Raw genomic sequence first — 12,416 nt, forward strand, 5'->3', positions numbered from 1 at the left:
CTTCTGCACCTCGCGCCGCCTCAAGCGCTCCGGCGAACGCTCCTGCTGCAAGAGCGCCGAGCGTGCCACGCTCCGCGCCGCCTGATACCAAGGTCAAACAAATATCGTTTGGGTTCCCTTTTTTGAAGAAGGGACAACGCCCTGCAGACGCGGCGGCAAAGTTCACTGATGAGCACGAGGTCTATCAAATGCTCGCCAATAAGGAACCGTCAGGGAGCTATCTCGTAAGCAAGAGCGGAATGTGGCATGGCGGGATACACATCACGGATACGGGGGCGGGTACGCAGCTGGATCTCAACCAAGGGGTTCGATGCATCGCGGATGGCCATGTCATCGCCTACCGCGTCAATCGCGCTTATCCGGTCAGCCAGGTTCCGGCTTCCAGCAATCAGCCGGCCTCTCAGGCCTTATACAGCACCGGGTTTGCCTTGGTGCGGCATACGATGGAGTTCCCAAAGGGAAAGATTTTCACGTTCTATAGCGTGTACATGCACCTTCAGGCTTACGACGACTACGAACGGGATGTGGGGAAAAGCAAACCGTTGTACTGGTCCACGCAATTCAAGGTGACCGAGCACGCTCGGGATAAACCTGAGGTCAGTAGAACTGGGTCGGCTGCTGACCCGGGTCAGCAGGGTTTGACAGTACGCGCGACGCCGCGAGGAGGCCAACGAGGAGGTCATGCTATGGCCATACTCCCGCAGGGCGCATGCGTCAGTATCGGAGAACAACAGCACGGCTGGGGAAAGATCACCGACGTACATGGCGCGCAGTTGTATGCACCGCAAGCGGGTGGGGTTCCGCCGTCAACAGCCGTGGGCGGATGGATTTTTCTTGGCAACGAAAACGGCGGTCCGCTGGTACAAGCGTTCATGCCCGACGACACCTTCGATCGCGTCGTGGTTACTGCGTCGACCTTGGATAGCGCGGGCGACTCGAGTGCTCAAGGTACTCCCATCAAGGCTGGTGACTTGATTGGCCATCTGGGACGTTACGACTCGCTAAACGCAGGTTCGTCGGCCACGCGCATGGCACACATCGAGGCGTTTTGCGACGACAGCGTGCAGACGTTTATCGACCAGTCCCGAACGTGGATCGGAGCGCATGGCGCGCATAAGGACGACTGGACTCCGCTGGGCTTGTCTGTAGAACCGACGATCTTGCGTATCGACACCCAAACTAAGCTATTCCACGATGCCGAGCGCGAAGGTGCGAGCGCGCCCATGACCGGAGTTGTGCAGCGTTGGTCGCTCGGGGAACTCGCACGTGACAGAAATAAGCAGCATGTGGAACAGAACGCTGATCGCACCGGACGCAAGGTGAATTGGTGGCGTGTCGGAAGTGCGGATCCACGGGGGCAAGCCATAGAAGGATGGGTGCGGGAGGAGGCGTTCGCGGGCGGTAGGGTGACGCGTGAATTTGCTCAGACGTGGGTGGACTTTTCTTGCATCGACGATGCGCACGACCCCGCGCACTCAATGTTTGCGACTACGCAAGCTTGGGTGGATTATGCCGGTCATGCGAACGTGCCAGACGCGAAATCCCTGACTAAGCTGAGTCCAATGATGAGGACCATCTACCGTGTGTTGTTTCCACAGGGAGATGGGAGTGGCGCTGCGGACGATATGTGCGTGTCTTATGCGGGGGAGTCGGGGCACTATCCGTGGTTGATGCAGCGGGCCTCGCGGTTAATTGTGAAGCACGAGAGTGAGTGGGCGAATCCGGATAAGTGGAAGCAGCTCTATGCGGAGATCGAAAGGGTCGCGGGACGGACACCGCAGTATGACGAAGAACAGAAGCGAATTGAGAAGCTCGTTTGGTGGGATGAGGTGAAGGCAAAAGTCCCAGGCTTTCCTGGGTCAGATGTGTTTCATATCAATCCGATTGGGTTGGTGGCGAATTTTTTTGAAGGCGCATGCGCTTGTAAGGGCGCGGAGCTGCATATCGAAGCATTAGGGCGAATAGCGCCGCAAGCCGGTGCAGCGAAACTGCAGGAGTATTTGCCTGCTCTGAATAAAGCATTCGCTGATTTCAGCCTCGACACGTGTATAACCCGCGCGCACTTCATTGCACAAATGCTGACCGAAAGTGGGCAGTTTAGATATACCAAAGAGCTGGGAACGGAGAGAAAAATCTACGATCCGTGGCGGGGTCGGGGTCTCATTCAGCTAACGCACAAAGAAAACTATGACCTGTATGGCAATTACGTGCATGAAGACTTTACTTCAAGCGCTGCGGCAATGGCGAAGTTAGAAACCGCTCCTCATGCGATGCTCTCCGCCGCTTGGTATTATTCTATTCACGCAGCGTTAGCTGAGACAGGTGATAATGATGACTTCATCTGGGTAACAAGATCAATTAACGGGGCCTTTATTGGCTACGACGACCGTCTTAATTTCCTAAATCGTGCGATCGAAGTCCTGGGTCTTCAAAACTGCGCGAAGTTAAATCGAGACGGAAAGTATCTCTTTGAAGAAAGTAAGGCTTACAACGAAAAGCGAGCCTCTTTTGCTTGGGGTCTCTGGCATGACCCGGCCAAAAACAAACCGGGAATCGCAAAAAAAGACGCCAATGAGGCAATAAAGGGATATTCACGCTATCTAGAACTCGATAACCGGGCTGGCAAGCCATTAGACAAGCATGGAAAATTTCGTGACCAGGGCTGGTACGGGATCGGCAAAAACATTTGCGTGCGCGATGTAGCTGAAACACGCATAAACTCACTACAACCGAATCATTGATTCTGACTCGAAAATGAAGCATAAACGCTTAACCCATCGACTAATCATATGTATAGCCTGGCTGACATTAAGCACGTCAGTACTTGCTCGCGATTATGTGCTCCGTGAGAATTTCGAAAATTCGAACCGCGCGAGCACATTAACTTACCGGCTCGACCACGAAGCGTTGCAAATCCAATATCGCGCAACTAGCGATCGACTATACTCATACAGGATAGAGAAATTCGACGAATGCAGTTCAATGTCGCTTTATAGAATTCCCAACACTCGTCAAATAGTCATCGATGGTAGTTGCGCAAGCCAAGGAGGGCAAATTTACACAAATGTGTACGAATGGGATAACTCGTTTAAAAATTGGTGCTTACGACGCGAGGTAACAGGGGAGAAACCTTATTTGAACTCTGGCGAGGTAGCTCCGAAAGAAGACGTTGTGCGTGTCGAAGGCTGCTCTGAGCCAGGCGATCTCAAGGCTCATCAGTACATGCCGCCTGCCCAATCTAAGGAAGCAGTAATTGGGCAGCTCCGTCATTTTCAGCGCATTAAAAAAGATGGAGCGGCAACGGAAGATTTCATCAAATCGTTGCCGGCTTACAGCGTTGCAGAGCTAGTGCCGTATATCGACGCAACAACTGCTGAAGATATTAATGATATTGCTTTTTTTCTCTCAAAGTATAATCGATCTTACGACGCGATCGTGTTGCTAGAACCCATAGTGAATAAGTTCCCGGAACGATATGTCGCCAAGCTTAATTTGGCTGACGCCTATTGGAGCAATGGATTCAACGATAGCGCCATACCCCTATACGTCGCCTACGAAGCTAAAATGAAATCACTCGGCTTACTTAAGAAAATTCCCTCTCGTGTCAAGGATCGACAGGCCGCGAACCGAAGTTTAATAGGCAAGTAGTTTTTGTGCTTCCGATAGCGTCGCTCATCGTAAAGTAACCTAGGACCGTCAGCACTGAACGGCGCTGCGCGGCCAGTAGTGCGCTATAACTCAAGACGGGAATCGTACCGACTGCGCCGATATATCGAATGAGAGCCTGAAAGGAAGTGTTTTGAGGATGGTAATTCCGCGTATGTCTTTTTTTGAACTCGTAGCGCGACCCCGGTCCTCCGAACTACAAAAAAGGGCCGCTAATTGCAAGATCAAGAACAACCCGAACGGCGAATTGTACGCGCCTGTTCCAAACTTAAGTTCGCGAGTTTTCAGAGGCATCGGGACGGTGGCGCCGATTGATGGCATCGACTAACGGAAGACTTTGGATAATACTGCAAAAAACAGTGCTATGGCGGCATATCAGCTAGGGCAGATAAACCTACCACGCAGTTTTTTTGCAATTTTAGAACTACAAGATGGTGGCATGTTGGCCGGCGAAGTTATTAAACGCGGTAGAAGATGTAAGCCATTCACGGATCCTTGTAAATCGGTAATCGGTTATTTGAAGACGGCACGACGCGCCATAGATTTCATCTTTTGTTTGCGTGCATGTCAGTGCGATAATTTGACAGAACCGATAGGATATGTGATCGTCATTCCTAAAATAGAGAGCGCAAAAAATCGAAATCCGTGAAGTTGAGAAGCGACCTGCGAACCGGCCTGGCAATGTTGCCGGGGATTTCGGAAAAGCTCTCACTGACTTCCTTCATGCTAATCCATCGTTGCGAAGGATCTCGCGAAGTGGGGCGCAGCATTCGGCACACGAGGCAGCATTGACTGCGGCTTACGCCGGACGAACGCGAATGAATGACAACAGTACTCGTTATGCATCATTAGGTGGAGCGCTGTTCCGATGAAATTAATTACTCACTCTTTTTTGGCCTTATTGTTCGTTTCATGCGCATTATTTGTGACACGGAGTTTTGCAAAGGATAACGCAGACGTCACCGCACAATTGCCAGGTGGTCAAGTGTTGCAATTTAGCGATCATCTATCTGGTACTAATGAGCTACGTTTTGGATCAGGGTGGGCGCGCGCTCGGCTCAAACTGAGAACAGGCGACTGGCTGCGGTTCCTTCCAGAGGAATCATTAAGCATCAATGGCGGCGTTGTCTTCAATGGCGTAAGCGGTCGAAGCTCATCTTTTAGCGGGCGTTATTTGGTGCTCCCACTAGTTAGACAGGGAATGCTCGAAAGTGCGGGCAAGGAGCCGCGTATAGTAGGAAATCAATATTGCCCCGTCGTAGACACGTCTACAGGGTGCATGATTAGCTTCGAAACTGGAGCTATCTGCTCGGGAGCCTGGTCGCAGCAAAAAGATGCTTGGATTGAGCAGGGGCGCGACCGTTCGGGCGAGATGTTGCAGGGGCAGGAAGATCTTGCTAATCAACTATGGAACGATTTTCGAAAATCCGCAAAATCAGGAACATTGCGCGGTCGCGTGGTCGATGCGTTGGGTATCGAGAATTTAATTTCGTGTGACTCCCCCAGTAATGAGAATCGACACACTTACACGCAGATAGCCGCGGCACTCAGACGCGAGGGTGCAGCGTCTGATGCAAGGTACATTGAGAGTAAGCTTGCTAAAGTATCGAATGAAAGAGAAAGTAAGTTAGCTCTTGATACCAGGGTCCGGATCAAATCTTGGCTGTATGATTCTCCTGACGCATTAGCAAGGACAACCGCGTACCTAGTTCCGGGCGATAGGGTAAAAGTGCTCGGGGTTAGCAAAGACGGATGGGTTAAGACAGAATACACGCAGGCGAAGGGCAAAAAAATTAAAAAATGGATAATTAAGTCGACTCTCGACGAGTGAGAATTTGGAGGGAAGTGTTCTTAAGGATGGTAAATTCGCGTATATCTTTTTCTCTTAATTTTTGGAGCTCGTAGCGGAATTCCAATTCTCCAAATTGCGAAAGGACAGCTAATTGGAAGATCAAAACCAACCCGAACGGCGAATTCTATTCGCCTGCAAGGCGAAGCTGGACCGCAATGAGTGATAACCGAACCCGGTGATTGCTTATCTGCAAAACCAAGAGTGACGTGGTCCCAGCAGGCAAGCGCTTAGGCAACCCAAAACCCAGGCTTCCAGAGTTAAACCGATTTCCGTTGGCGCGAAGCAAAACAAAACCATCATGAAAAACCTAGCATACGAAGGCGATGTAACCAGCCACGGCGGCAAGATCCTCAGCGGCTCCAACCGCATTAAAGTCAAAGGTCGACGTGCTGCCCGCATCGGAGACTTTGTCTCTTGCCCAATCCATGGCGACAACCGGATCGTCGAAGGAAGCAAGCGGATAAAAGATGGCATCGCCTCACTCTCCCGTGATGGAGACCACACGGAATGTGGCGCGTACTTGATTGCATCCCCGCTCGGTGCTTCCGTCGAGTAGACGATGCCAATCGATTTCGAAAGAATTCCACCGAAAGCGGCGGTTCCGCTTGCACCTAGAGCGTCGCTCGTCCTTTGGGGTTCGTTGTTGGTGCTTGCACTGTGCATTGGCGCAACCATGGTGATTTCTCTTTGGCGAGAGAGCCATAAGACAGATACGGCCTGGTTCTGGCTCTGCGCCGTCGGATACCCCGTTCTGATTTGGGCCTTCTCGCTCTTTTCAACTTTGGCATACAGTTCCGCGGCGCGAGCATCAGCGCTTGCCAATAATCGAGTCAGCGAAGATGCAGAAGCAGCATGTCACGCTGCCGCCAGTAAGCCATTGACCGTTTATGGCTATTCCTGGCACTACTCTTCGGACAAGAAGGAAAACAGTCTCCAGAGCATCGTCGATGGAAAAGTTCGTTCAGAGTTGCGTCTGAGCGCTGCCGAGAGAGATAGAGAAGTCTTGGCGCGCTGGATAGACGTGCCCGGCGAGCCTTTTTATCCGAGCAACGAACTGGGGGAGCACACTCGTCATCTGGCTGTGTGCGAATGGCTGATCGACCAAATGCTCAGCGATCTAGAGTTGCCGTTGTCAGCTCTACCGGGAAAAAGCACGCTTCACGTACATCTCTGCTTGCACTCCAATCTCAAGACGCAGCCTGTGATTGATCGAATTTGCGCGTTGCTGAAAAAGCTTGGAAAGTTCGATCTCCGGATCAGTTGCGAAGACGTTTTTGCGCTCTTCACCACCGACGCGTGGCTGGATCAGAAAGACGAAAATACCTTTCATCTCGTCATTGCAATCGAACTTCGCAATGCCATAAGCAACGCGCTTGGCGGGGGAGTCGCCGAAGTAGGGGTTGCCGTGTTGCTTGGCTATGTCTCCAAGCCTGAGGCTGGCGGTCAGCCGGCAGTGCACCTGCACCGGCCGGTCAAGTCAGGCGTCGATAAGATCGCGGACGCGATTGGCCTTGCAAGCCGTTGGTCCGGGGCAAGTGTGCAGGAATTGAGCACTGTCTGGATTGCTGGCTTGCAAGAAGATGATGTGGGCCTTGTTCGTCGGTCAGCGAAGCTCGATGAGCAAACCCAATTGATCTCGATCGAGTCGTCGATCGGCGACTGCTCGGCTGCCAGCGGTTGGCTCGCGCTTGCGCTCGCTGCCGCTAGCGCAAGCGCGAGCCCCAGCCCTCAATTGATCTTGGCACGGGAAGAGGACGAAATGACCGCTCTGATTTGCAGGAAAGAACGTGACTAAACAAAGAGAAAGACCGCTGGCGCTCTTAATTGCTATCGCTATTTTCATCGTCTATCTGGCATTGGCGGTTGGCTTGGCGGTAAAGGGCCCAAGCATTGGTTTGTCAGGAGACAAGCTGCTCATCGTTGAACTTTCGTTGTTTTGTGTGCTCTTGATATTGACTTTGCTGAGCAAGTTCTTCGAGGCAATCTTGCTCTTGATTGCATCGCTAAGGGCCACACGATGGTTCATGCGGTACGACGCGGAAAAAGGTAGTCCACCCGGTGGCACGGCTGACAACTTACGCTCGCAAGACTCGGCCGGCCGCGCGAAGGCATTAAAGACCGCGCTCGTTCATCGCTTCGGGTTGAGGTGGAGACACCGGGCTCGGTGGATACTCGTAGCCGGCGAGCGCTCGGTCGTGGATCGCATCGCGCCAGGACTTTCCATCAGCGGTTGGCAAATGATTCAAGGCGCCGTGTTGCTCCATGGATGCCATGACGACGGTCAACCCGACGTGGAATGGTTAAAAAAACTTCGGCGGTTACGTCGTCACCGCCCTGTGGACGCAGTGGTTGCTTGCACCGAAGTGCTCGGCCCGGCAAGGACGCCCTTCGATGCAGAGGGCATGGCGCAGCGCCTCGTGCTTCAGGCTCGAACGTTGTGCTGGTCGGCGCCTGTCTATCTTGTCGATGCCGTCAGGTGTACCGGGAATATTTCCGCTTACGACGCATCGATTGGCGTGACGTGGTCGGATCGTCGCTCGAACTCGGCAGAACTTGAAACCACTCTAACGAATCTCGCCGGCAGTCTTGCAGGCAACGGGGTTGCACGCCTTGCTCGCGACCCGCTCGATCGGGCTGCGGCGGAGATGTCGCAACACATAGAGCGGTTTCGTGCCGCGTTACGTGTCCTCCTCGAAACGGTTGGAACGTCGGGATTCTGGCGCAGTGATGTACACGGTTTGCTGTTTGCCCCGATTTGTGTTGAACAGGTCGAGGACGCAGATCGCGAAGTGAGCGAACAAGCTTTTGCATTGCCGTCTTATGACGCTCTTTGGAAATCCGTCTTAACGCACAGTCGCGCTATCCATGGCCGCCGTGTGGGCGTGTCGTTATCGAGCGCGGCGGCATATGGCGTCATCGTTGTCCTGGGCATATTTGTCGCTGGCACGTTGCTTTCAGGCTTCGTCAATCGCTCAATGGTCCGAACTGATGCAGGCACGCTGGAAAGTCTGTCATCCGCGAAAGATCCCGCGCAACGACTGCAGGCGTTAAACGCGCTCGACAAACAACTCGACACGCTCGAAATCCGCAGCAAGGAAGGCGCGCCGCTTTACACCCGCTTCGGTCTGAACCACGACGCCGCCCTATACCAGCGCCTCTGGCCGGCTTACCTCAACGCCGCCTCACGCGTCCTGATCGTTCCCATCAAAGCCAAACTCGAAAACCGCCTGAGCCAACTTGCCTCGCTATCGGATGCCGAAATCGCCAGTGGCGGCAACGCACAAGTTCAGGCAGCCTATGACACGCTCAGAACATATCTCATGCTCGCCAACCCCGAGCACGCCGACGCAACCTTCCTTACGACGCAGCTACTCGCCACCAACGAACCCGCGCGCCAGCAAAATGCGACGCTCACGCAAGGCGCGTGGGAGGACCTGCGCCAGCACGCAATTGCATTCTATGCAAGCCACTTAAAGCACGGGGCGTCGCCGGCCTTGACGCCCGACGCGGCACTGATAGCGTCGGCGCGTCAGACGATCATCGGCGTGCGCGGAATCCAGAATTCGACGGATGCGATCTACCAGCAGATCATCGATGAAACCAAGCCCAAATATCCGCCGCTGACATTGGCCGGCATCCTCGGGGATCATCCTAGTCGCGGCCTCTTCGGCACGAGCGCCACGGTCCCGGGCGTTTTCACGCGCGCCGCTTGGGAAGAACGCATTCCCAAAGCGATCGACGAGGCGAGCGAACATCACACCGTCGCAGGCGATTGGGTGCTCTCAGACGCGAAAGCCGACAATACATCGCCGTCGGCGCTGAAGGCCGAACTTCGCCAACGCTACTTCGACGACTACTTCCGCGCCTGGGCGCAATTTCTCAACGGTATTCGCTGGCAGGATGCATCGTCGCTTTCCGGCACGGTCGATCAACTGACACTGCTCGGCGACCCGCAACGCTCGCCGCTCGTCGCGTTGATGGACGCAATCGTCTATCAGGCCAGCGCCGGCGCATCGACGCAAACGTTGTCGGACAGTCTGATCACGAAGGCGCAGCAACTCGTGGGCGCCGACGAGAAAGACCCATCGAAGCGCGCTCAAGCTAGAAACACCCCGCTCGCCGAAGCATTCGGCCCCGTCCTGCGCCTGACCGGAAGCGATCTTGGGGCCGCTGCATCCGCGAATGGGAAAGGCGTGCCGCAACCTGTCGGCGACCTCAGTCTGCCGCGCTATCTCGAACGCGTCACCGCCATGCGCCTGAGAACGCAGCAGATGATGTCCAGTCCCGACCCGGACGCCATGTCGCGCGCCGCGGCGCAAGCGATGCTGCAAGGAAAGACTTCGGATATTGCTGACAGCCGCGACTACGCAAGCCGTGTGTCCGCGAGCCTCGGCGAGCGCTGGGCCGGTTTCGGCAAACTCTTTGAAGCTCCCTTCGACCAGACGTGGCAGGTTGTCGTGCGCCCCGCGTCCGCAAGTCTGAATGACATCTGGCGCACGGCCATTCTCGCGGACTGGAATCGCAACTTCGCATCCCGCTATCCGTTCGCGGATTCCGACAACGATGCATCGTTGCCCGATCTTGCGCGCTTCCTGCGGCTCGACAATGGCGTGATTGCGCAGTTCGTCGCGACGCAACTTGCAGGCATCATCGAACGGCAGGGCGATCACTGGGTCGCGGCGCAGGGCGCGAATCAGGGCGCGCTTACGCTCGATCCCGCGTTCCTTATCGCGCTCAACAAGCTCACGCGCGTCTCGACCGTGATGTTTCCATCCGGCGATGCACACGTCCGCTTCGATCTCCGTGGTGTGCCAACTCCCGGCGTCACCGAGATGACGTTCGTGCTTGCGGGCCGCACGTTCAAGTACTTCAATCAGCAAGAAGAATGGATGCCCTTCGAATGGCCGGGCCAGTCGCTGGAGAACGTCACGCATCTGGAATGGGAAACGGCGCAAGGCGGCCTGCGCTCGGCCCTCGATGCCCAAGGCCGTTTCGGCGTGATACGCCTGCTCGAGCGTGCGAAGGTTACGCAACAGGACAGCGCGCGCTACTTGCTTTCCTGGACACCCGATCAAAGTCAGGCGCTACCGCTTTCGGTGCAGATGCGCGCGGAAGGCGGCGCGGGTCCGCTCGATGTGCTTGTGTTACGACATTTCGCCTTGCCGGAGCGCGTCTTCCTGGTTAATAACCCCGCGAAGACGAAGGCGACATCGGCGGCCTCGAACCCTCCGCCGCTGCCTCCCGGAGCGTTCACTGCGGCGAATCAGTTGGGCATTCCCTTGCCGCAAGGCGCAACCACAGAGATGCATTGATGTTTGCTGGTCTTTTTAAAACGCTTTTCCCTTCGCGCGATGCTGCCCAATTTGCTCGCGCTCGCCTCGACACTTGGGAGGCTTGGCTCGCGCCGCTTCCCGGAGATGCAGGCGTCGGTCGAGATCCCGGTTACGAAGACGCCTTTTTCAGCTTGAAGGATGAAGCAGGGAAACTTTCGGGCATCGACGATTCGTTGATTGTCCGCTCGTGCGAGCAAATCACGAAAGAAGTCGGCAAGGATCTGCGTGTCGCGGGCCATTACGCTTTTGCGCGATTGCGTCAGGACGGACCTGAAGGCTTCGTCGATGGTCTCGAACTCGCTGCTGCCATGATCGACCGCTTCGGCGATGCCATCTTGCCTTTGCGTCCCGAAGCCAGGAAGGGCGCGCTCGAAATGCTCGCTACGACACGCACGCTGGACTTGCTCGACAGCCGGGACGCTTTCGATCCTGGTGATGTGGAACGCGCGGTCGCCGCGCTCGATGCGATCGTCGGAAAGACACTCACATGGCCGGAAGCGGCGCGGCCCAACTTGCAGATGCTTGCCTCTCGCTTCCAACGCAAGGACGACGGCATACAAAGCGCCGAGCCGAGCACGACCGCGCCGATTCCATCGGCTCCGGCGCTTGCCGGTAGCGCCCCGATCGCATCGCAGCGCGAACTGCTCGATCAGGCTCGCACCATGGCAGCATGGTTGCGCGATCAGGAAAACGGCTATCTGCCTTCTGCGCGACTCGTGCGCAGTATCCGTTGGGATACGCTTCACGAAGTCCCGCCCGCGGATGCCGGCGCTCGAACCCGCCTCGCCGCGCCACGCGGCGAATTGCGTCAGCAGTTCAAGCGCCTCGTGCTGCAAAAGCAGTGGAACGAGTTGCTGGAACGCGTCGAAGCGGCGTTCATGGAAGGGGTCAATCACCTCTGGTTCGATCTGCAACATTTTCAGCACGTTGCGCTCGATAACGTAGGCACGCCTTATGATGCATGGCGCGATTTGCTGCGCGCGGATTTCGCGCTCTTTCTCGAACGTCTTCCCGGCATCGAGCGGCTTGCCTTCACTGACGGTACACCTTTCGCCGATGATGTCACGCTCGAGTGGATCGCGCGTCACGCCGTCGTGCGCGATCTTGACGCAGGCGAGAGTATCGCGGCGTTGCCGGTGTCGGCAAATGCCGCGGAAGGTGCGGCCGGAGACTGGCCCGAGATCGAAGCACAGGCGCGTGATTTGTCCGCGCGCGATGGTATTGAAGCTGCATTTATCTGGCTCGATGCGCTGCCGGGCATGAAGACAGACAAGCATCGCTATCTGCAGCGCCTGATGATGGCGCGTCTGGCCGAGCAGGCCGGCCGCGCGGATACCGCACTCTCACTTCTCGCGGAACTCGATGCCGCCACGCGCACCTTGCCTCTCGCACGCTGGGAGCCGGCGCTCGCTTTTGAGGTCAAGCAGCAATTGATGCGTGCATTGAAGACGATGAGCGTCCGCAAGGACGCCGACAAGACAACGCTGACCAACCGTATCGGCGAACTGCGTAGTGAACTGATCGTGCTGGACCCGGCGCGTGCGCTCACGCTGTCATGAAAACAT

Annotated in this window: 8 protein-coding genes; all 8 read left to right on the forward strand. The window is 55.6% G+C overall.

Annotated features, from left to right (window positions below; genetic code table 11):
- Positions 1 to 62: 62 nt before the first annotated feature.
- The 8 genes from P9292_RS05665 to tssA all read left to right on the forward strand — a co-directional run bounded on the left by P9292_RS05665 (position 63) and on the right by tssA (position 12,410).
- A complete protein-coding gene (locus P9292_RS05665) occupies positions 63 to 2,741 on the forward strand; it encodes a chitinase (protein WP_309958293.1) in 2,679 nt (892 codons plus the stop codon).
- Positions 2,742 to 2,982: 241 nt separating this feature from the next.
- The gene (locus P9292_RS05670; RefSeq protein ID WP_309958294.1) at positions 2,983 to 3,648 is read left to right on the forward strand and encodes a hypothetical protein; all 666 of its coding nucleotides are present in this window, start codon (positions 2,983 to 2,985) and stop codon (positions 3,646 to 3,648) included.
- A gap of 355 nt (positions 3,649 to 4,003) precedes the next feature.
- Complete coding sequence (locus P9292_RS05675) at positions 4,004 to 4,315, forward strand: hypothetical protein (RefSeq protein ID WP_309958295.1); 312 nt, start codon at positions 4,004 to 4,006, stop codon at positions 4,313 to 4,315.
- Positions 4,316 to 4,534: 219 nt separating this feature from the next.
- Positions 4,535 to 5,497, forward strand: coding sequence for a hypothetical protein (locus P9292_RS05680; protein ID WP_309958296.1), 963 nt, complete (start codon positions 4,535 to 4,537; stop codon positions 5,495 to 5,497).
- Between the two features lie 319 nt (positions 5,498 to 5,816).
- On the forward strand, positions 5,817 to 6,074 hold the full coding sequence (locus P9292_RS05685) for a PAAR domain-containing protein (protein WP_309958297.1): 258 nt from the start codon (positions 5,817 to 5,819) through the stop codon (positions 6,072 to 6,074).
- Positions 6,075 to 6,077: 3 nt separating this feature from the next.
- A complete protein-coding gene (locus tag P9292_RS05690; protein WP_309958298.1) occupies positions 6,078 to 7,313 on the forward strand; it encodes a hypothetical protein in 1,236 nt (411 codons plus the stop codon).
- A gap of 1,180 nt (positions 7,314 to 8,493) precedes the next feature.
- On the forward strand, positions 8,494 to 10,830 hold the full coding sequence (locus tag P9292_RS05695) for an ImcF-related family protein (protein ID WP_409015126.1): 2,337 nt from the start codon (positions 8,494 to 8,496) through the stop codon (positions 10,828 to 10,830).
- On the forward strand, positions 10,830 to 12,410 hold the full coding sequence (gene tssA / locus P9292_RS05700; RefSeq protein WP_250528007.1) for a type VI secretion system protein TssA: 1,581 nt from the start codon (positions 10,830 to 10,832) through the stop codon (positions 12,408 to 12,410). The genes P9292_RS05695 and tssA overlap by 1 nt, the downstream gene beginning before the upstream one ends.
- The last annotated feature ends 6 nt before the right edge of the window (positions 12,411 to 12,416 follow it).

This window comes from Caballeronia sp. LZ001, assembly GCF_031450875.1.
In the GTDB taxonomy this organism is placed as follows: domain Bacteria; phylum Pseudomonadota; class Gammaproteobacteria; order Burkholderiales; family Burkholderiaceae; genus Caballeronia.

Coding starts and splice junctions, on each gene's coding strand:
- P9292_RS05690 (WP_309958298.1), top strand. CDS start 6,078: ATGCCAATCGATTTCGAAAGAATTCCACCGAAAGCGGCGGTTCCGCTT.
- tssA (WP_250528007.1), top strand. CDS start 10,830: ATGTTTGCTGGTCTTTTTAAAACGCTTTTCCCTTCGCGCGATGCTGCC.
- P9292_RS05695 (WP_409015126.1), top strand. CDS start 8,494: ATGGTCCGAACTGATGCAGGCACGCTGGAAAGTCTGTCATCCGCGAAA.
- P9292_RS05680 (WP_309958296.1), top strand. CDS start 4,535: ATGAAATTAATTACTCACTCTTTTTTGGCCTTATTGTTCGTTTCATGC.
- P9292_RS05685 (WP_309958297.1), top strand. CDS start 5,817: ATGAAAAACCTAGCATACGAAGGCGATGTAACCAGCCACGGCGGCAAG.
- P9292_RS05670 (WP_309958294.1), top strand. CDS start 2,983: ATGTCGCTTTATAGAATTCCCAACACTCGTCAAATAGTCATCGATGGT.